This window comes from Stappia sp. TSB10P1A (genome assembly GCF_900185725.1).
Classification (GTDB): domain Bacteria; phylum Pseudomonadota; class Alphaproteobacteria; order Rhizobiales; family Stappiaceae; genus Stappia.
Genome location: NZ_FYAU01000036.1, coordinates 392,007 through 411,147, shown reverse-complemented (window position 1 = coordinate 411,147; position 19,141 = coordinate 392,007). Strand labels below are relative to the sequence as shown.

The following is a 19,141-nucleotide window of genomic DNA, read 5'->3' as shown; positions in this document are numbered from 1 at the left end:
CCGGGCGCCACCGCCCGTCCTGCGGCCCGCGAAGGCCGCATCATCTCTCGGAGTATCGCCCCGCCGTGACCGGTTTCGTCGATCTCAACAACATCCGCCTTGCCTATGACGGCGGCGACGGCACGCTCGCCCTCGATGGCCTGACCATGGCCGTGCAGAAGGGCGAATTCGCCGCCGTGGTCGGCCCCTCTGGCTGCGGCAAGTCGACCCTGATGAAGCTCGCCACCGGGCTGATCCGGCCGCAGGCCGGCACCGTCGAGGTCGCCGGCAAGGAGGTGGACGGGCCCGTCTCCGTCGCCGGCATGGCCTTCCAGAACCCCTCGATGCTGCCCTGGCGCACGACGCTGAAGAACGTCATGCTGCCGCTGGAAATCGTCCAGCCGCACCGGCGCCGGCTGAAGAGCGAGTATGAGAGCTATGTTGCCCGCGCCGAAAGCCTGCTGGAGGTGGTCGGCCTCAAGGGCTTCGGCGACAAGTTCCCCTGGCAGCTCTCCGGCGGCATGCAGCAGCGCGCGAACCTGTGCCGCGCGCTGATCCACGACCCGGCGCTCCTGATGCTCGACGAGCCGTTCGGCGCGCTCGACGCCTTCACCCGCGAGGAGTTGTGGCAGGTGATGCGCGACCTGCACGCGGAAAAGGGCTTCACCGTCATTCTGGTGACCCACGACCTGCGCGAGGCGGTGTTCCTCGCCGACCGCGTCTTCGTGATGAGCGCGCGCCCCGGCCGCATCATCGTCGAGCGCCAGGTCGAGTTCCCGCGCCCGAGGCCGATCGACCTGACCTATGACGGGGACTTCAACGACATCGTCCACGAATTGCGCGGACACATTGCCGAGGCGAGGGCCGCCGCATGACCAACGAACGCTGGATCAAGGCCGCCCCCTGGCTGTGGACGATCGGCCTGTTCGTCGTCTGGGAAGCGGCGTGCAAGGGCCTCGACATCGCCGTCTTCATCCTGCCGGCGCCGACCGACATCTGGGCGGCCATCGTCAAATACTGGTCGCCGATCTGGAAGAACTCGCTGCAGACGCTGTTCACGACGACGGTCGGCTTCCTGCTGGCGGTGGTCGGCGGGCTGGCACTCGGCCTTGCCATCGGCTGGAGCCGGGCGATCTATGCCGGCCTCTATCCCCTGATGATCGGCTTCAACTCGATTCCGAAGGTCGCCGTCGTGCCGATCCTGGTGATCTGGTTCGGCATCGGCACGGTGCCGGCGGTGCTGACCGCCTTCCTGATCGCCTTCTTCCCCATCGTCGTCAACGTGGCGACGGGGCTCGCCACCATCGAACCGGAGATGGAGGACGTGCTGCGCGCGCTCGGCGCGAAGAAGATGGATATCATGCTGAAGGTCGGCATCCCGCGCTCCATGCCCTATTTCTTCGGCTCGCTGAAGATCGCCATCACGCTGGCCTTCGTCGGCTCGGTGATCTCCGAGACGGTGGCCGCCAATGCCGGCATCGGCCACATGATGCTGGCGGCGCAGTCGCAGTTCAACGTGCCGCTGGTCTGGGCCGGCCTGGTTGCGCTCGCCGTGCTCGGCATCGTCATGTATGCGGCGATGGCCTGGCTGGAGATGCGCATGACCGGCTGGGCGCACCGCTCGGGCCGCAACTGATCGCCGACACTCGCCGGCACTCGCCTGTAGCGCGACGGCGCAACACTCCGGCGGAACCTGCCGCCGGAGTGGCGGCAAGGTGTAGGCAAGCGGCGCGCGAGCCTGTAACACGGTCGGCACCAGCCGCCGGAGACCTGCATGTCGTTCCTCTATGTCCTGAAGCGCCGCATCCAGCGGAACCTGCCCAAGCCGCTCCAGCGCAAGCTCCAGGAGGCGATCTATTTCGCGCTCTACCGGCTGTCGCCGGCCCGCCACCAGAACTTCTTCAACAGCGGCTATTCGCCGGCGGAAGTGCCGTGGACGGAGCTTGCGCCCTTCGACCGCGAGCCGCTGCAGGCGACGCTTTACGACAAGGTGCTGTGGGAACTGACCCGTGAGGCCGCCGGAGGGGGAGGGGCCGATGGTGCCGACTGGGCCGACATCCTCGACATCGGCTGCGGCCTCGGCGGCGGCGTGCAGGTGGCCCATCACCGCTTCCCAAAGGCGCGGATCACCGGCGTCGACGTCAATACCAGCGCGGTGAGCGTCGGCCGCAAGCGGCTGCAGCACATCCCCTCCATCCGCATCCTGCAGGGCAATGCCCGCGACCTGCCGCTGGCCAACGGCTCGTTCGACATGATCTTCAGCGTCGGCGCGGCGAGCTATGTCGGCATGGACGCCTTCATGCAGGAGGCCGCGCGCGTGCTGCGCCCCGGCGGCGTCCTGAGCTTCTCGGTCGGCTACACGGACAAGGACTTCGCCGACCAGCGGGAGATCGTCGACGCGCTCTGCGAGAAGAACGGGCTCGACGTGCACAAGGTGGTCGACATCACCGAAAACGTCTTCGCGGCGATTGCCGAGGACGTGCCGCGCCGGCGCGAGCTGATCAACCGGGTGCCCTGGCCGTTCCGCGACTACGCGCTCGACTGGGCCGACATGCCCGGCACCATGCGCTACCAGGAATATGTTGACGGCCGCCGCCTCGACTACGCGGTCTGCTGCGTCAAGCGCTGAGGGCGAGGGTGGTCAGCGCCGCTGGGCCGCCTGCGGCACGCCGCTCGCGGGAGCCGGGGCGGTGCGGGGACTGCCGAACTCGGTGTCGATGACGTCGCGCAGCTCGCGATAGAGCACCACGTCGAACTCCAGATATTCCTGCACCTTGTCGATCTGCTGCAGCCGCTCGGCCAGCTCCATCGTGCCCGGCAGCACGTAAGGTTCGTAGCCGGCGAACAGGTTGCGGCCGATGGCCTCCTCGACGCAGGTGTTGAACTCGTCGATCCGCTCCTCGACGCCGACCGCGTCGAACTCGGCCAGCCGGTCCAGCGCGATGCTGATATGCCGCTCCTCCGGCTCGTCGCCCTGGTCGCAGACCAGCGCGCGCAGGAACGGGTCGGCAATCGCCTGGATCTGCTGCGGACGCAGCCGCGTGAAGGCGTCGTGCAGCGAGTCCTCGTTCTCCAGGTCGATGGTCTCGCACAGGCCGAACAGGTTCTCGAGACCGGCGACGAGGTTTTCCAAGAGCTTGCGGTTCGTGGACCGGGAGATCTGCTTGATCATCACCAGCCGCTCGGCGAGCTCGACGACGGGGTCGCGCAGCAGGGCGAAGCGCATATAGTCGCGGCTCAGCAGGAATTCGGCGATGCGGTTGTGATTGCTGCGGCCCATCACGAACAGCGAATGGGCATTGTGGTTGATCAGGATGCTGGAGATGGTCGCGAAGGTGATGCGCTCGCTGTTGGTATAGGTCAGGCTGAACAGGTCGTTCGCCATGTTGCGCATGCGGATCTGCGGCACGACGCAGAGGTTGAAGAACATCACCCGCTTCTCGATCCGGTAGGGCGAGGCGGTGTGCCGGTGCACCATCAGCCCGGTTTCCTGCTCGACGAGCTGGACGTTCTCCGCCTTCTGGATGCCCTTCACCACCTTGTCGTCGATATGGAAGCCGACGAAGCCGGTCGTGTGAAGCCCCAGGTCCTTGATGTCCTGGCGGTTCACGTTCGGGCCGACGACGGCGATTTCCTCGTCGTTGACGATCACCTTCACATGCGGCGTGCCGCCCGGATTGGTGGGCACGATCCAGCCGGAAAGGACGCCGTTGGCCTGTCTGTCGATATGAAACTGCACTGTGCCGGCTCTCCCGGGGGCTGTCCCGTCAGATCGCGTGGTCCTTCACCGAGGCGACGATCAGCGAGGCGATCGCCCACAGGACGAAGGAAATGAAGAAGATCATGAAGATGCCCGCCGCAACGCGCGGATAGAGCGCGGTGTCGGGCACGGCGGGACGGACGATCTCGACAAGATAGAGCTGCTGGCGCTCGGTCTCCTGGCGCGCCTTCTCGTAGGAGGAGACGGCGATGGAATAGCGGTTGGCGGCGAACTCCTCCTCCAGCCGCAGGTTCTCGAAGCTGGCGACCACGTCGGACACGGTGCCCTCGCTGCGCCCCTGCGAGGCGAGCAGGCCCTCCTGCGCGGCGATCTGCGCCTTGACCTCGGCCAACTGGCGCTCCAGCACCTGCCGCGGCGCGAAATCCTGGTCGAGCATCGCCGCCGTCGTCTCCAGCCGCGCCTCCAGCTCGATCCGCTTGAGCATGAGCTGCGACAGCACCTGGCCGATGGACTCGGCTGTCATCGTCGGGTCGATGGTCTCGCTGACATTGCGGTAAAGGCGCAGCGCCTCGCGGGCCTCGGCAAGACTGCCCCGGGCAAGCTCGACATCGGCCAGCGCCACGCGCAGCGCTTCCTCGCGGGCGCGGCGGGAGATCTCGTTGACGAGGGTCTCGCTCTTCTCGACGACCTGCCGGGCCAGCCACTCCGCCTCCTCGGCCGAGAAGGCGGTCGCCTCGACGGTGATGATGCCCGACTGGGTGTCGAGCGAGGCGGTGACGCGGCGGTGCCAGTAGTCGACGATGTCCTCCCAGGTCGCGTCCCGCTCCAGCGTCGCGAAATAGTCGCCGCGATCCGGGTTGAACAGACGGAAGACGGTCTCCTTGCCGCCGATATCCTCGATGATCGCCCGGCTCTTGACATAGTTGAGCACGGCGAAACTGTCGGGGCTGGTGCCGGAGACGCCGGCGACCTTGGCGACCATGGCGAGCGCGCCGCTGCCGACCTCCTGCTGGGTGTCGCCGCTGCGCACCATGAAGCGGGTTTCGGAGGCGAAGATGTCGGAGGCGATGACGAGGAAGTAGAGCGCGGCGAGCACCGTCGGGATCATCACGAAGATGCCGAAGCTGCGCCAGAGCCCGCCGCCGCGCCGGCCGGACGTGTCGGTCTCGCGCAGCTCCTTCAGGTCCTCGCGGACGCTGCGCACCAGGCCGGTGACCTTCGTGCCGGCGCGCGCCAGCGGCCCGCGCGAGCGCGGGGCAAGGCCCTCAGTGTCGCTGCTGCCGCCGGTGACCTTGACGGCGCGGGCGGCAACGCCTTCCGGACGCGCCGCCTTGCGCTCGCCGGCATTTCCCTGCGACTTCGGCCCCTGTGCCTTGGGGGGCCGTTCCCTGGTGCCGGGAAGGCGCGAAAGCAGTCTTTGCATCGTCACGTCCAGCGCCTCGCGTCCATCGTCATGCCGCCAGATGGTTGCGGATGAGCACCGCAAGGCCGACCAGTCCGCCCCAGGCGGAGATGCACAGCACCAGGACCACGGTCCATGACCAGATCCGGCGCGGATATTCGGCGTCCTCCGGCAGGGTCGGCTGCATCACGACCGCCGTATAGACCTGCCGCCGGTCAGCGTCCAGCCGCGCCCGCTCGTATTCCAGGCTCGCCTGGGTGTACTGCTTGCGGGCGATCTCCTGGTCGAGCAGGTAGCGGTCGAACAGCGCCTTGGTGGTCGACAGCGTCTCGCCGGTGCTGCCCGGCGAGGCGATCTCCTGGCGCAGCCGCACGATCTCGCTCTCCAGCGTCTCGATCTGCCGGGCGAGGAAGCGCATCTGCGGCGTGTCGGCATTCATCGAGCCGAGCGCCGCGCGCTGGCGCACCCGCATGTCGGAGAGGCGGACCTCCAGCTCCGTCGCCACCGCCGAGATCGACTTGGCATAGAGCTCGGGATCGAGCAGGCCGGTGCTGTTGCGCAGCGCCGCGAGGTCTTCGCTGAGCGCCTTCAGCCGTTCCTGCGCCTGGTCGAGATCCTGGCGGTTGAACTGCAGCAGGTCGGCGCGGGCGCGGGCCGACAGCTCGTTGACGAGCTGGTCGACGGCCTCCAGGATCAGGCTGTTGATCTCCTGCGCGTCCTGCGCCGAGAAGGCCTGCACCGTGACGGTGACGATGCCCGACAGGGTTTCAACATGCACCCCGACCCGCTCGCGCCAATACTCCATGAAATCCTCGATCGGATCGCCTTGCGGAAAGCGCGAGAAGACATCGATGTCGGGCGAGTTGAACTTTCCGAACAGGTCGGTCCGCTCCAGCAGGTGATCGACGAGGGCGCGGCTGTGCACGTAGCTCTGGACGACCTTGGCCTCCTGCATGAGGTTGCCGGTCGGCAGGCCGGTCAGCGACATGAAGGCGGCCGGCGCCGAAGCCTTGAAGTTGCGCAGCGAGAACTGCATCTCGGACTCGTAACGGTCCGAGGCGATGAGGCCGAAATAGAGGCCGGCGACCAGCACCGGAACCAGCACCACCAGCAGCCCGCTGGCGATGATCGACAGCAGGAACAGCCGCTCGCCGCGCCGGCGACGGAAGCCGCCGCCGCCGATGACGCGGCGGTTCGAGCGGATGCGCCGGCTGGCCTCCTTGAGGGCCGCCGAGATCGCGTCCGTGCGCCTGCCGGTCTTCGGTGCCTCGGCGACCACGTCGCCGCCGCCGCCGAGCACCACGTCTATGAGCGCGTCCGACATCTTCTCCGCCATTCGCGGCGAGCCTTTCGCCCGCCGCCGCTACATGTTCAACTGTTTGTACATCTCGACCGCATCCGAGACCGAATCGAAGAAATACATCTTCCCGTCGGCGAGCACGATGCCACGGTCGCAATACATCTGCACAAGCTCGATGCTGTGCGAGATCATGATCATATCCGAATATTGCTTGCGCTTGTTGAATTCGTCCCGGCAACGCTGCTGGAAGCGGGAATCGCCCACCGCCATCACCTCGTCGATCAGATAGCAGTCGAAGTCGATCGCCATCGACAGGCCGAAGGCGAGGCGCTGCTGCATGCCGGAGGAATAGGTGCCGAACGGCGCGTCGATGAACGGGCCGAGCTCGGCGAAATCCTCCACGAAGCGCACCGCCTTGCGGATGTCCTGCCGGTAGACGCGGGCGACGAACTGGATGTTCTCGCGGCCCGTCAGCGCCGGGTGCAGGCCGCCGGCGAAGCCGAGCGGCCAGGACACGCGCGAGTCCCGCACGATGCGGCCGCTGTTGGGCATCTCCGTGCCGGCGATCAGCCGCATCAGGGTCGACTTGCCCGCTCCGTTGATGCCCATGATCCCGTAGCTGACGCCCTTGTCCAGCCGGAAGCTGATGTGGTCGAGCACGATCTTGAGCGTCTTCTGCGTGCGGTAGAACTTGAAGACGTTCTGGAACCTGATCATTTCATCAAGAGCTTTCCGCGCACCGCCCGCTCCGCCGCAAAGCCGAGCAACAGGGTGAAGAGCGAGACCTGTACCACATAGAGCGGGTCGAGCGTCCCTTCCGCATAGCCGTCGTAATAGGCGGTGCGCAGCCACGAAATGCAGTGATACAGCGGGTTGTAGACGATGTAGTCGAGCACCCAGGACGGCATCATGCTCGGCAGGTAGAGCGCGCCGGAGGTGATCCACTGGGCGATCATGATCAGGATGAAGATCGCCACCCACATGGGAAACAGCACCAGGATGACACAGCTCAGCAGGCCAACGGAAATGCCGTAGAGCACCGTGACGGCAATGGCGGCGATGGCGATCTCCGGCCGGTTGGGCAGGAAGTCGACGCCGGCGATGTAGAGGATCGCGCAGAAGGCGATCAGCACGCACATGGCGGTGATCATCTCCAGCACCGCGCGCGCCAGGATGATGTCGATCACCTTGACCACCGGGAACAGCAGCATCGGCTTGTTCTGCTGGATCGCCATCATCATCATCCGCCCCGGATAGAGGCACAGGATATAGGGCATGATGCCGGTGCCGAAGAACACCACATTGTTGGTGCCGAGCGGCACGGCGCGCCCCAGCGCCACCCACACGCCGAGCATCGCCAGCAGGTGGGTGAGCGGCCATGCGACCGCGATGACGAAACCGATCGCCGTACGCCCGAACCGGGTGCGCATGTCGCGCAGGATGAGCGCGCCCATCACGGCCTTCTGGTTGGCCAGGGCGGCGACGAAGGACGTCGTCATGTCACTCCCGAAGCTTCCGGTTCCGCTTGCGCATGTTGCGCTGCGGTACAAATGACCGGGGAACGCGACGATTCCATGGCATGTCCGGGCGCGCGGGGCAATCTCGTCATGCCTCCAGCCTGTCGGCGACGATCCCGGCCAGCGCCAGCGCCGAGGTCAGGCCGGGCGATTCGATGCCGTACAGCGCGACGAGGCCGGCATGGCCATGCTCGCGAGGTCCGTCGATGCGGAAATCCGCCGCCGGCGCGTCGGGGCCGGAGATTTTTGGCCGGATGCCGCTGTAGTCCGGCCGGAGCGCGCCATCGGCCAGCCCCGGCCAGTATTTGCGGATCTCGGCATAGAAGCCGTCGGCGCGGCGCGGGTCGACCGTGTAGTCGAGGCTGTCGATCCACTCCACGTCCGGGCCGAAGCGGGCCTGGCCGCCCATGTCGAGCGTCAGGTGAACGCCGAGGCCGCCGGGCTCGGGCACCGGATAGACCAGCCGCGAGAACGGCGCGCGCCCCGCAATCGAGAAATAGCAGCCGCGGGCGAAATAGGCTTGCGGTGCCTGCGTGCCGGCAAGCTGGCCGGCGAGCGAGGGCGCGCCGTGGCCGGCCGCGATAACGAGGGAGCGGCAGGTGAGGGCGAAGCCGTCGGTGCCGTCCGCCACCGTCAGCCGGTAGCCACCGTCGACGGGCGCAAGCCCGGTCACCCGGGCGCCGCAGACCACCTGGCCGCCGCGCGCCTCCAGGGAGCCCTGCAGGGCCTGCATGAAGGCATGGCTGTCGAGGATGCCGGTGGAGGGGGAGAGCAGCGCCGCCTCGCAGGCAAGCTGCGGCTCCAGCGCCAGCGCCTCCGCGCGATCCAGAAAGGCGAGATCGTCGACGCCGTTCGCCTCCGCCCTGGCCCGGATCGCGACGAGCGCCTCGACCTGCTCGGGCGCGGTCGCGACGATCAGCTTGCCGAGCCGGCGATGGGCAACGCCGTGCTCCCGGCAGAAGCTGTAGAGCATCTCGCGCCCGGCCAGGCAGGCGCGCGCCTTGAGGCTGCCGGCCGGATAATAGATGCCGGCATGGATCACCTCGCTGTTACGGGCGCTGGTCTGCGAGCCGATGATCGGATGCTGTTCGAGCACCATCACCTCGCGCCCGCGCAAGGCGAGCTCGCGCGCGGCGGCAAGGCCGATCACCCCGGCCCCGATCACCACCGTCTCGACATCCATCCCCCGCTCCTTCCCAAGCTGCCGGCCCAAGCTGCCGGCCCAAGCTGCCGGCCCAAGCTGCCGGCCCAAGCTGCCGGCCCAAGCTGCCGGCAAACCGCCGCAATTGCGTGTGACGTCGCTTAGGCCATCGGCAGGGGCGTCGCAACAGGAAGCGGATCGAGGCCCTACTGCGCTCTTGTTCGTCGCGGCTGGGTCTTCTATACAACGGCGGGTCCGTTCCGTTTTTCGAACTCTCAAGGACAGGCATTCATTTCCATGGCCGTTGACGTTACCAGCCTTGAAATTCCCGAAGTAAAGATTATCCGGCCAAGGAAATTCGGCGATCATCGCGGGTTTTTCTCCGAGGTCTACAACAAGAAGGCCTTTGCGGAAGCCGGGATCGAGCTCGATTTCATCCAGGACAACCATTCCTATTCGGCGGAGGTCGGCACCCTGCGCGGGTTGCACTATCAGGGCGGCGAATTCGCCCAGGACAAGCTGGTGCGCTGCGTGCGCGGCCGCATCCTCGACGTGGCGGTGGACATCCGCAAGGCGTCGCCGACCTTCGGCAAATGGGTGTCGGCGGAGATCTCCGCCGCCGAGTGGAACCAGATCCTGGTGCCGGTGGGCTTTGCCCATGCGATCCTGACGCTGGAGCCGGATACGGAGATCATCTACAAGGTGACGGGACATTATGCGCCCACGCATGATTTCGGCATCCGCTGGAACGATCCGGACCTGGCCATCGACTGGGGGATCGACGAGGGCAGGGTGATCCTGTCCGACAAGGACCGCGCGCAGCCCTTCTTCAAGGATGTGGTCCACTGGTTCTGACGGGAGTGATGGTTTCCAAGGCGGGTGCGCCCGCAATTTAATCAATATTTTCGTACATGCGGCTTGATCGCCTCGCCCTGGGCTGCAAAATGCGCCGCCGGTGGCGACGCCGCATGGACCTAGGATCGGGGCAGGGACGAGGGCATCCGGGGCAGGAGGCCTTCCTGGAATTGCTAAGGGGCTGGTGGAGTGCCGCCGGCCCACAACTCGAACGCGGTCGGTGTTTGCATGGAAACTGTACTGGTCACGGGTGCGGGCGGTTATATCGGAACCACCCTCGTGCCGATGCTGCTGGAGGAAGGCTACGCGGTCCGCGCGGTCGACCGGTTCTTCTTCGGTCGCGAGCTTCTGCCCGAGCATGAGCGGCTGGAAATCGTACGACAGGACACGCGCCTGATCGATCCGGCGCTGTTTGCCGGCATCGATCATGTGATCGACCTTGTCGCCATCTCCAACGATCCGTCCGGCGAGGAATTCAGCCGCGAGACCGACCAGATCAACCACGTCTCGCGCGTGCGCTCCGCAAGGCTCGCCCGCGAGGCCGGCGTCAAGCGCTACGTGCTGCCGTCCTCCTGCAGCCTCTACGGCTTCCAGGAGCCCGGCGTCATCGCCGACGAGACGACGCCGACCAACCCGCTGACCGCCTATGCGCGCGCCAACGAGATGGCCGAGCACGGCGTGCTGCCGCTCGCCTCGGACGATTTCACGGTGGTGGTGCTGCGCCAGGCGACGGTCTACGGCTACAGCCCGCGCATGCGCTTCGACCTTGCCATCAACGGCATGGTGTTCGGCGCCTGGAAGACCGGCAAGCTGCCCCTGATGCGCGACGGCAGCCAGTGGCGGCCGATGGTGCATGTGCGCGACACCGCGCGGGCCCAGATCTTCATGCTGAGCGCCCCGGCCGACAAGGTCAACGGCCAGATCTTCAATGTCGGCTCGGACGAGAACAACTACCAGATCGGCCCGCTGGCGCAGATCGTCGCCGACACCCTGCCGAACGAGGTCGCCATCGAGTGGTACGGCGATCCCGACCATCGCTCCTACCGGGTCGCCTTCGACAAGATCGAGGCGCTGGGCTTCAAGGCCGAACTGACGGCGGTCGACGGCGTGCGCGACGTGCTGGCGGCGCTGGAGGACGGGCGCACCGACAAGACGACCCAGACCATCACGCTTGCCTGGTACAAGGAACTGGTGAGCTGGCACGAGCGCATCAAGGAGCTCGAGCTCAACGGCGGCATGCTGCGCATCTGAGGCTTCCCATGAAAACGATCCTCCTTGGTCCCGGCGGCCAGCTCGGCACGGACATCCGCCGGGTGAACGAGGCCGCGGGCAGCCCGCTCGACATCGTCTCCGTCGACCGCGACCGGCTTGATCTCGGCGATTTCGACGGGGTGCGCGAATTGCTGTCCGCCGCCGAATTCGACGTGCTGGTGAACTGTGCAAGCTATCACAAGACCGACGAGGTCGAGAGCAACGCGCAGCACGCCTTCACCATCAACGCTCATCTCGTCGCGCTGCTGGGCGAACTGGCGCAGGCGAAGTCGGCGCGTTTCGTCCATGTCTCGACCGACTATGTGTTCGGCGGCCAGGACAAGCGCAGCCCGCTGTTGGAAGACGATGCGCGCGCGCCGATCAATATCTACGGCGCCAGCAAGGCGATGGGCGAGGATCTTGCCCGGCTCGCCTGCGAGAACACGCTTGTCCTGCGCGTCGCCTCGCTGTTCGGCGTGGCCGGGGCCAGCGGCAAGGGCGGCAATTTCGTCGAGACGATGATCCGCTTCGCCCGCGAGCGCGGCCACCTGCGCGTCGTCGCCGACCAGCAGATGTCGCCGACCTCGACGAAGGACATCGCCGCCGCGCTGCTGGAGATGCTGCGCAAGGATGTGCCTTCGGGCATCTGGCATGTGGTGAATTCGGGATCGGTCACCTGGCACGGCTTTGCCGAAGAGATCGTCCGCAAGGCCGGGATCGCCGCGACGGTGGAGCCGATCCCCTCGGCGGAGTTTCCGACGCCGGCGCGCCGGCCGGCCTATTCGGTGCTGTCGAACGACAAGCTCGCCTCCGTCATCGGCGCGCCGCGCCCCTGGCAGGAGGCGCTGGAGGACTACATGGCCGAGAAGGGGCACCTGGCGTGAAGGGGATCGTGCTCGCCGGCGGCTCCGGCACCCGGCTCTATCCGCTGACGCTGGTGACCAGCAAGCAGTTGCTGCCGGTCTACGACAAGCCGATGATCTATTATCCGCTGTCGGTGCTGATGCTGGCCGGCATCCGCGAGATCCTGATCATCTCCACCCCGCGCGACCTGCCGAGCTACGAGGCGTTGCTCGGCGACGGCAGCCAGTGGGGCATCAAGCTCTCCTATGTGGTGCAGCAGGAGCCGCGCGGTCTGGCCGAGGCCTTCATCCTCGGCGAGCGCTTCATCGACGGAAGCCCCTGCGCCCTGGTGCTGGGCGACAACATCTTCTACGGCCACGGCCTCTCGGAACGGCTGGTCAAGGCCTCGGCGCTGACCGCCGGCGGCAAGGTCTTCGCCTATCACGTGCAGGACCCGCAGCGCTACGGCGTCGTCGAGTTCGACGAGGCCGGCCGCGCGGTGTCGCTGGAGGAAAAGCCGGCAAGCCCGAAATCCAACTGGGCGGTGGCCGGGCTCTATTTCTACGACGCCGAGGTGGTCGAACACGCCCACCAGGTGCGCCCGTCCGCCCGCGGCGAACTGGAAATCACCGACATCAACCGCCGCTATCTGGAGGCGGGGCACCTGACGGTGGAAAAGCTCGGCCGGGGCTTTGCCTGGCTCGACACCGGCACCCATGACAGCCTGATGGAGGCGTCGGAATTCATCCGCGCGATCGAACACCGGCAGGGGCTGAAGGTCGCCTGTCTGGAGGAGATTGCCATGGTGAACCGCTGGATCACTCCGGAAGACGTCTTCGAACTCGCCAAGCCGCTCGCCAAGACGTTGTACGGCGAGTACCTCCTGCAGATCAGCGGACGAAAATAGGCGAGAGGGAACATGCTCGGGCAGGTCATCCACCCAGTGATCTTCTTCTTCTACAGGATCCTCAACCGGGTCTGGTACCTGTACTGGTACTTCCTCGTCATCATGCCTTACGAGGTCTATGCCCGCTTCGTCTGCCGGCTCGACCCCAAGCTCTATTCGGAAAAGCGTCGTATTCTCGGCGTCACCGAAGGGCGCCGCTCGCATGAGGGCAAGCGCTTCGCGATCTTCGTGATCTACACCAAGGCCGACATCCAGGTGTTCACGCGCACGGCGATCGACGCGCTGAACGCCCGCGGCATCAACATCGTCTTCGTCACCAACATGCGCGCGAGCGGCAGCGTGCGCGAGGACCTGCTCGACAATTGCCATCTCTTGATCGAGCGCGAGAACCTCGGCCGCGACTTCGGCGCCTACAAGGACGGTTTCAGCCTGCTGCGCCAGCGCGAGCCGGTGATCGACAAGCTGATCCTGATGAACGACAGCGTCTATTACCTGCCGAACGGTCTCGACAAGATCTTCGCCAGGCTGGACGCGGACGAGCCGTTCATCGGCCTGACGGAAGTGTTCGAGCACCACTACCACGTCCAGTCGTTCCTGCTGGCCTTCAACCGCGAGGTGATCGAGGCGCCGGCCTTCCTGGAATACTGGGACAAGTACCTGCCGATCAGCACCCGCCGCTGGTCGGTGCACAAGGGCGAGGTGGGGCTGACCAAATGCGTGCTGCGCAAGGTCGGCCAGGGTCCGCATATCATCGTCAACCCGGTCGAGGTCTACAACATCCTCGTCGGCATGGATTTCGGCGAGCTCAAGTCGACCATCGACCTGGTGCCGTTCCGAAACAGGAACCTGCTGCGCAAGCAGCTCTACAAGCTGATCGAACTGCGCTCCAGCCAGGCGATCTCGGAAGAAGCGCTGGCCCAGGGCCAGTTCATCGAGCGCTTCGCCGATCTCGTCAACACCGCTCGGGCCAAGGGCACCTCGCTCGCCGATGACGACGACGTCACCAAGGCGCTGGACCTGCGCTACGACTTCCAGAGCCGGCGCAACCTCAGCGACTTCAAGGTGGCGGAGTTCATCGAGGGCTACGTCAAGCTGATGACCGAGCGCAACCAGATCCATTTCGGCGGATTTCTCTACTACAAGTTCCTCGGCGTCCCGATCCTGAAGCGGGACCTCGTCTATCGCGGGGTCTACACGTTCGAGCAGATCAACAAGATCATCGACGATCTCGACCTGCCCTTCGCCGAGGACATCCGCGTCGACATCCGCAGCAAGGGGATGGGGCGCTACTACAAGGGCTTCAAGAAAGTCCTGTTCCGCTACGGCTCGATTTGAGGACGGGGTCGACACCCATGGCAAGACGACTGTTCCGTCGGTTCATCAACACGGTCTCGGGCGCGCGGCGCGCGGTGGTGCTGCCGCAGGCGCGGGCCGCGCAGGACAAGGCGCTCGACGACCGCTACGACATGCGGGTGGCGCGGCCCGAGAACGCCATCGACCTGTTCGAGGGCGAATGGTCCGGCGCGCTGCCGGACCTGCCCTCCAACGGCAAGCCGGCCTTCTTCACCGATCCGCGCATCGACTTCTTCGAGCGGGCCTGCGGCGGCTACACGGGCAAGAGCGTGCTGGAGCTGGGGCCGCTGGAGGCCAGCCACACCTATATGCTGCAGAAGAAGGGTGCGGCCTCGATCACCTCCATCGAGGCGAACACCCGTGCCTATTTCAAGTGCCTGATCGTCAAGAACAATTATCGGCTCGACAAGGCCCAGTTCCTGCTTGGCGACTTCCTGAAATACCTGGATGAGGAGCCGCGCCGGTTCGATGCCATCGTGGCGAGCGGCGTGCTCTACCACATGAGCGATCCGGTCGCGCTGATCGAGGCGATGTGCCGGAGCGCCGATGCCATCGGCATCTGGAGCCACTATTACGACCACGACATCATCTCCCGCCATCCGGTCTATGCCGGCCGTTTCGCCGCACCCGAGACGATCCAGCATCGCGGCGTGCCGGTGACCATGAGCCGGCAGACCTATGTGCAGCAGGTGCTCGACTGGAAGGGCTTTTGCGGCGGCGCCGAGCGGGTGACCCGCTGGGTGGAGAAGGCTTCGCTGCTGCGCCTGTTCGACGCGCTCGGCTTCGACGTGGAGATCGGCAAGGACGACCCGGCCCATGTCAACGGGCCGGCGCTGACCTTCGTCGCCAGAAAGCGGAAGGGCGCGTGATGGCCGGGATCCTGCAGCGGATCGTCGGCGCGCTGACCGGCAGCAAGGCGCGCGAGGAGGCGGACAAGCCGCATTTCCAGCGCGACTACGAGCGCCATGTCCGCAAGCTGAAGGACAGCCATCCACTGGACGAGGCGATGTCGCTGGCCGTCGGCGGCCATTACGACATCCAGGGCCGCATCCATCTGGAGCTGCTGCGCTCGCTCGGGCTGAAGGACGGCGACAGCCTGATCGACCTTGGCTGCGGCAGCGGCCGCACCGCGCGCCAGCTCGCCGCGAACGGCAGCTATCGCTATCTCGGCATCGACGTGGTCAAGGACCTCATCGACTATGCCCGCGCCCACACCCCGGCCGACTACCGCTTCCACATCTCCACCGACCTGACGATCCCGGCGCAGGATGCCTCCGCCGACATCGTCTATTCGTTCAGCCTGTTCACCCATCTGCTGCACGAGGAGAGCTATCTCTACATGCAGGAGGTGCAGCGGGTGCTGCGGCCGGGCGGGACGTTCCTGTTCTCGTTTCTGGAGTTCGGCAGTATCGGCCATTTTCCGGTGTTCGCCGGCAGTGTCGAGCAGCAGAGAAACGGCACCAAGCCGGTGCTCAACATGTTCATCGAGCGCAACGTCATCGAGCTCTGGGCGGAGAAGCTCGGCTTCGCGGTGGAGAGCTATATCGACGGCAACCGCGAGATCGTGCCGCAGGGCCGGCTCGGCCAGACGGGGGCGGTGCTGCGGCGTCTCTGACGGCGGGACAGGGGCTCCGGCGGCCCTTGCGGACCTGACGTCAACGGCTTGATCGCGCCGCTGCGAGCAACTAGAAGGAGCTGACGGAATGAGTGTCGACGCGGGTGTTTGCCGCCGGTTCATCCGTTCGCCAGGGAGCCCGATCGGGTCGTGCCAGATTTCGGCCGACGGGGGCGAAAAAGGCCGAAAGAGCCATAACAGACAAACCGGCAGCCAGGGAGCGGCTCGCCTTGCGGGATACCGTGCCGGCCTCGTTTCGAACGGGGCCTCGGCGGGGCGCGAGGTCGCGTGATGCATCAGGAAGGGTCGAACTTGCAAATGGACGGAATGGCACCCGGCCGCCTCGACAATCTCAGGACGCTCGAGGCGGAAAGCATCCACATCATCCGGGAGGTGGCGGCCGAGTTCCGCAATCCCGTCATGCTCTATTCGATCGGCAAGGACTCCTCCGTCCTGCTGCATCTGGCGATGAAGGCTTTCGCGCCCTCGCGCCTGCCGTTTCCCCTGATGCATGTCGACACGACGTGGAAGTTCCGCGAGATGATCGCCTTCCGCGACGAGACGGCGAGGCGCATCGGCGCCGACCTGATCGTGCACACCAACGAGGAGGGTATCCGGCAGGGCATCGGCCCGTTCAGCCACGGCTCCTCCGTGCATACCAACGTGATGAAGACCGAGGCGCTGAAGCAGGCGCTCGACAAATACGGCTTCGACGCGGCCTTCGGCGGCGCCCGCCGCGACGAGGAGAAGAGCCGCGCCAAGGAGCGCGTCTTCTCCTTCCGCAGCAAGGCTCATGCCTGGGACCCCAAGAACCAGCGCCCGGAACTGTGGAACCTCTATAACGGGCGCATCGCCAAGGGCGAGTCGATCCGCGCCTTCCCGCTGTCCAACTGGACCGAGCTCGACATCTGGCAGTACATCCTGCTGGAGAACATCCCGATCGTGCCGCTCTACTATGCCAAGCGGCGGCCGGTGGTGCGCCGCGACGGCATGCTGATCATGGTCGACGACGAGCGCATGCCGATCGGTCCGGGCGACCGGGTCGAGGAGCTGCTGGTGCGCTTCCGCACGCTCGGCTGCTACCCGCTGACCGGGGCCATCGAGTCCGACGCCGATACCCTGCCGGCGATCATCCGCGAGATGCTGATCGCCCGCACCTCCGAACGCTCCGGCCGCCTGATCGACCACGACGACAGCGCCTCGATGGAAAAGAAGAAGCGCGAGGGGTATTTCTGACCATGCTCAACCCGGATCCGACCACCTCCGACGAGGCCGTGCGCGAGTACATCCTGTCCCAGGTCAACAAGGACCAGCTCCGCTTCCTCACCTGCGGCAGCGTCGATGACGGCAAGTCCACCCTGATCGGGCGGCTGCTCTACGACACCAAGCTGATCTTCGAGGACCAGCTCGCCGCGCTGGAGCGCGACTCCACCCGCCACGGCACGGTCGGCGACGACATCGACCTGGCGCTGCTGGTCGACGGGCTGGAGGCCGAGCGCGAGCAGGGCATTACCATCGACGTCGCCTATCGCTTCTTCGCCACCGACCGGCGCAAGTTCATCGTCGCCGACACGCCCGGCCACGAGCAATACACCCGCAACATGGCGACCGGCGCCTCGACCGCCGATCTCGCCGTGCTGCTGGTCGATGCCCGCAACGGCTTGATGACCCAGACGCGGCGGCACGCCTTCATCGCCTCGCTGCTCGGCATCCACCACGTGGTGCTGGCGATCAACAAGATCGACCTCGTCGGCTATTCGCAGGAGCGGTTCCGCGAGATCGAGGCCGAGTTCCGCGCCTTCGCGCAAGGCTTCGACTTCGAGACGCTGGTGGCGATCCCCCTGTCGGCCCGCTATGGCGACAATGTCACCGCCCCGGGCGACAACATGCCCTGGTATCAGGGGCCGACGCTGCTGGAGCATCTGGAGACGGTCGAGGTCGGCCGCGACGACGCTGCCCGTCCGTTCCGCTTCCCCGTCCAGTGGGTGAACCGCCCGAACCTCGACTTCCGCGGCTTTTCCGGCACCATTGCCGGCGGCCGTGTCAGCGTCGGCGACGAGGTGGTGGTGGCCGCCTCGGGCCGCACCTCGACGGTGAAGACCATCCTGTCGCAGGTGGGCGAGGCGCAAAGCGCAGCCTCCGGCGAGGCGGTGACGCTGGTGCTCGCCGATGAGATCGACGCCTCGCGCGGCGATGTGATCGCTTCCGCCGCCGCCCGTCCGGACGTTGCCGACCAGTTCGCCGCGCATCTGATCTGGATGTCGGAGGACGCGCTGCTGCCGGGCCGCTCCTATCTGCTGAAGATCGGCACGCGGACGGTCACCGCCTCGGTGACCGAGATCAAGCACAAGATCAACGTCAACACCTTCGAGCGGGTCGCGGCCAAGACGCTGGAGCTGAACGAGATCGCCTTCGCCAATCTGGCGCTGACGGTGCCGGTCGCCTTCGACCCCTACGAAGCGAGCCGCACCACCGGCTCGTTCATCCTGATCGACCGGCTGACCAATGCGACGGTCGGTGCCGGCATGGTCTGGTTCGCCCTGCGCCGGGCGACCAACATCCACTGGCAGGCGCTGGAAGTGGACCAGGCGGCGCGCGCGCAGAGCCTCGGCCAGATCCCGGCGGCGCTGTGGTTCACGGGTCTGTCCGGATCCGGCAAGTCGACGGTCGCCTCGCTTCTGGAAAAGAAGCTGCATGTGCGCGGCCGCCACACCTACACGCTGGACGGCGACAATGTGCGCCACGGGCTCAACCGCGACCTCGGCTTCACCGATGCCGACCGGGTGGAGAACATCCGGCGCGTCGGCGAGGTGGCGCGGCTGTTCGTCGATGCCGGCCTCTTGACGCTGGTCTCGTTCATCTCGCCGTTCCGCAGCGAGCGCGCCATGGCGCGCGAACTGTTCCCGGACGGGCGCTTCATCGAGGTCTTCATCGACACGCCCATCGAGGAGTGCCGCCGGCGCGACCCGAAGGGCCTCTATCGCAAGGCGGATGCGGGCGAGCTGCGCAACTTCACGGGCGTCGACAGCCCCTACGAGGCGCCGGAAAACCCGGAACTCCACATCCGCACCCTCGGCCGCGATCCGGAGGAGATCGTCGACGAGATCATCGCCTATCTGGAGGCGAATGACCTGATCTGAACACCGGCCCCGGCTCCCTGATTGCAGGGAGCCGGGACCGATGGCAGCGGGAAAGGCAACCTTGTGACGCGCGTCATAATGTTGCTGCGACGGCTGGCCATGATGCGCTGCAACAAT

Annotated in this window: 18 protein-coding genes; 12 read left to right on the top strand and 6 right to left on the bottom strand. The window is 66.2% G+C overall.

What is annotated here, in order from left to right; translation table 11 throughout:
- Positions 1–65: 65 nt before the first annotated feature.
- The 3 genes from TSB10P1A_RS20515 (at position 66) to TSB10P1A_RS20505 (ending at position 2,608) form a co-directional block, all read left to right on the top strand.
- On the top strand, positions 66–854 hold the full coding sequence (locus TSB10P1A_RS20515) for an ABC transporter ATP-binding protein (protein ID WP_186389805.1): 789 nt from the start codon (positions 66–68) through the stop codon (positions 852–854).
- Positions 851–1,615: an ABC transporter permease gene (locus tag TSB10P1A_RS20510; RefSeq protein WP_186389804.1), complete on the top strand. Its 765-nt coding sequence runs from the start codon at positions 851–853 to the stop codon at positions 1,613–1,615. Before TSB10P1A_RS20515 ends, TSB10P1A_RS20510 begins: the two co-directional genes overlap by 4 nt.
- A 138-nt stretch (positions 1,616–1,753) precedes the next feature.
- Positions 1,754–2,608: a class I SAM-dependent methyltransferase gene (locus tag TSB10P1A_RS20505; RefSeq protein WP_186389803.1), complete on the top strand. Its 855-nt coding sequence runs from the start codon at positions 1,754–1,756 to the stop codon at positions 2,606–2,608.
- Between the two features lie 12 nt (positions 2,609–2,620).
- On the opposite strand, the gene TSB10P1A_RS20500 is transcribed toward TSB10P1A_RS20505, so the two are convergent.
- The 6 genes from TSB10P1A_RS20500 to TSB10P1A_RS20475 all read right to left on the bottom strand — a co-directional run bounded on the left by TSB10P1A_RS20500 (position 2,621) and on the right by TSB10P1A_RS20475 (position 9,102).
- On the bottom strand, positions 2,621–3,718 hold the full coding sequence (locus TSB10P1A_RS20500) for a hypothetical protein (RefSeq protein WP_186389802.1): 1,098 nt from the start codon (positions 3,716–3,718) through the stop codon (positions 2,621–2,623).
- 28 nt (positions 3,719–3,746) lie between these two features.
- On the bottom strand, positions 3,747–5,123 hold the full coding sequence (locus tag TSB10P1A_RS20495) for a hypothetical protein (protein ID WP_186389801.1): 1,377 nt from the start codon (positions 5,121–5,123) through the stop codon (positions 3,747–3,749).
- 28 nt (positions 5,124–5,151) lie between these two features.
- Positions 5,152–6,438: a hypothetical protein gene (locus TSB10P1A_RS20490; protein WP_186389800.1), complete on the bottom strand. Its 1,287-nt coding sequence runs from the start codon at positions 6,436–6,438 to the stop codon at positions 5,152–5,154.
- Between the two features lie 27 nt (positions 6,439–6,465).
- Positions 6,466–7,119 (bottom strand): ABC transporter ATP-binding protein, encoded by a 654-nt coding sequence (locus TSB10P1A_RS20485; RefSeq protein WP_186389799.1) that lies wholly within the window; start codon positions 7,117–7,119, stop codon positions 6,466–6,468.
- The gene (locus tag TSB10P1A_RS20480) at positions 7,116–7,901 is read right to left on the bottom strand and encodes an ABC transporter permease (RefSeq protein WP_186389798.1); all 786 of its coding nucleotides are present in this window, start codon (positions 7,899–7,901) and stop codon (positions 7,116–7,118) included. The genes TSB10P1A_RS20485 and TSB10P1A_RS20480 overlap by 4 nt, the downstream gene beginning before the upstream one ends.
- A gap of 106 nt (positions 7,902–8,007) precedes the next feature.
- Positions 8,008–9,102: an NAD(P)/FAD-dependent oxidoreductase gene (locus TSB10P1A_RS20475; RefSeq protein WP_186389797.1), complete on the bottom strand. Its 1,095-nt coding sequence runs from the start codon at positions 9,100–9,102 to the stop codon at positions 8,008–8,010.
- 255 nt (positions 9,103–9,357) lie between these two features.
- Here TSB10P1A_RS20475 and rfbC point away from each other — a divergent pair, with 255 nt between their 5' ends.
- The 9 genes from rfbC (at position 9,358) to cysN (ending at position 19,024) form a co-directional block, all read left to right on the top strand.
- Complete coding sequence (gene rfbC / locus TSB10P1A_RS20470; protein ID WP_186389796.1) at positions 9,358–9,915, top strand: dTDP-4-dehydrorhamnose 3,5-epimerase; 558 nt, start codon at positions 9,358–9,360, stop codon at positions 9,913–9,915.
- Positions 9,916–10,143: 228 nt separating this feature from the next.
- Positions 10,144–11,166, top strand: coding sequence for an NAD(P)-dependent oxidoreductase (locus TSB10P1A_RS20465; RefSeq protein ID WP_186389795.1), 1,023 nt, complete (start codon positions 10,144–10,146; stop codon positions 11,164–11,166).
- A gap of 8 nt (positions 11,167–11,174) precedes the next feature.
- A complete protein-coding gene (rfbD, locus tag TSB10P1A_RS20460) occupies positions 11,175–12,050 on the top strand; it encodes a dTDP-4-dehydrorhamnose reductase (protein WP_186389794.1) in 876 nt (291 codons plus the stop codon).
- On the top strand, positions 12,047–12,916 hold the full coding sequence (rfbA, locus tag TSB10P1A_RS20455) for a glucose-1-phosphate thymidylyltransferase RfbA (RefSeq protein WP_186389793.1): 870 nt from the start codon (positions 12,047–12,049) through the stop codon (positions 12,914–12,916). The genes rfbD and rfbA overlap by 4 nt, the downstream gene beginning before the upstream one ends.
- A gap of 12 nt (positions 12,917–12,928) precedes the next feature.
- Entirely contained in the window at positions 12,929–14,251 is a 1,323-nt protein-coding gene (locus TSB10P1A_RS20450; RefSeq protein ID WP_186389792.1) for a rhamnan synthesis F family protein, read from the top strand.
- A 17-nt stretch (positions 14,252–14,268) separates the two neighbouring features.
- Positions 14,269–15,138 (top strand): bifunctional 2-polyprenyl-6-hydroxyphenol methylase/3-demethylubiquinol 3-O-methyltransferase UbiG, encoded by an 870-nt coding sequence (locus tag TSB10P1A_RS20445; RefSeq protein WP_186389791.1) that lies wholly within the window; start codon positions 14,269–14,271, stop codon positions 15,136–15,138.
- Positions 15,138–15,884, top strand: a complete 747-nt coding sequence (locus TSB10P1A_RS20440) for a class I SAM-dependent methyltransferase (protein WP_186389790.1) — start codon at positions 15,138–15,140, stop codon at positions 15,882–15,884. Before TSB10P1A_RS20445 ends, TSB10P1A_RS20440 begins: the two co-directional genes overlap by 1 nt.
- A gap of 327 nt (positions 15,885–16,211) precedes the next feature.
- The gene (cysD, locus tag TSB10P1A_RS20435; protein WP_186389789.1) at positions 16,212–17,120 is read left to right on the top strand and encodes a sulfate adenylyltransferase subunit CysD; all 909 of its coding nucleotides are present in this window, start codon (positions 16,212–16,214) and stop codon (positions 17,118–17,120) included.
- A gap of 2 nt (positions 17,121–17,122) precedes the next feature.
- A complete protein-coding gene (gene cysN, locus TSB10P1A_RS20430; RefSeq protein WP_186389788.1) occupies positions 17,123–19,024 on the top strand; it encodes a sulfate adenylyltransferase subunit CysN in 1,902 nt (633 codons plus the stop codon).
- Positions 19,025–19,141: the final 117 nt, after the last annotated feature.

Coding starts and splice junctions, on each gene's coding strand:
- TSB10P1A_RS20510 (WP_186389804.1), top strand. CDS start 851: ATGACCAACGAACGCTGGATCAAGGCCGCCCCCTGGCTGTGGACGATC.
- TSB10P1A_RS20505 (WP_186389803.1), top strand. CDS start 1,754: ATGTCGTTCCTCTATGTCCTGAAGCGCCGCATCCAGCGGAACCTGCCC.
- TSB10P1A_RS20495 (WP_186389801.1), bottom strand. CDS start 5,123: ATGCAAAGACTGCTTTCGCGCCTTCCCGGCACCAGGGAACGGCCCCCC.
- TSB10P1A_RS20490 (WP_186389800.1), bottom strand. CDS start 6,438: ATGGCGGAGAAGATGTCGGACGCGCTCATAGACGTGGTGCTCGGCGGC.
- TSB10P1A_RS20485 (WP_186389799.1), bottom strand. CDS start 7,119: ATGATCAGGTTCCAGAACGTCTTCAAGTTCTACCGCACGCAGAAGACG.
- TSB10P1A_RS20480 (WP_186389798.1), bottom strand. CDS start 7,901: ATGACGACGTCCTTCGTCGCCGCCCTGGCCAACCAGAAGGCCGTGATG.
- TSB10P1A_RS20475 (WP_186389797.1), bottom strand. CDS start 9,102: ATGGATGTCGAGACGGTGGTGATCGGGGCCGGGGTGATCGGCCTTGCC.
- rfbC (WP_186389796.1), top strand. CDS start 9,358: ATGGCCGTTGACGTTACCAGCCTTGAAATTCCCGAAGTAAAGATTATC.
- TSB10P1A_RS20465 (WP_186389795.1), top strand. CDS start 10,144: ATGGAAACTGTACTGGTCACGGGTGCGGGCGGTTATATCGGAACCACC.
- rfbD (WP_186389794.1), top strand. CDS start 11,175: ATGAAAACGATCCTCCTTGGTCCCGGCGGCCAGCTCGGCACGGACATC.
- TSB10P1A_RS20450 (WP_186389792.1), top strand. CDS start 12,929: ATGCTCGGGCAGGTCATCCACCCAGTGATCTTCTTCTTCTACAGGATC.
- TSB10P1A_RS20445 (WP_186389791.1), top strand. CDS start 14,269: ATGGCAAGACGACTGTTCCGTCGGTTCATCAACACGGTCTCGGGCGCG.
- TSB10P1A_RS20440 (WP_186389790.1), top strand. CDS start 15,138: ATGGCCGGGATCCTGCAGCGGATCGTCGGCGCGCTGACCGGCAGCAAG.
- cysD (WP_186389789.1), top strand. CDS start 16,212: ATGGCACCCGGCCGCCTCGACAATCTCAGGACGCTCGAGGCGGAAAGC.
- cysN (WP_186389788.1), top strand. CDS start 17,123: ATGCTCAACCCGGATCCGACCACCTCCGACGAGGCCGTGCGCGAGTAC.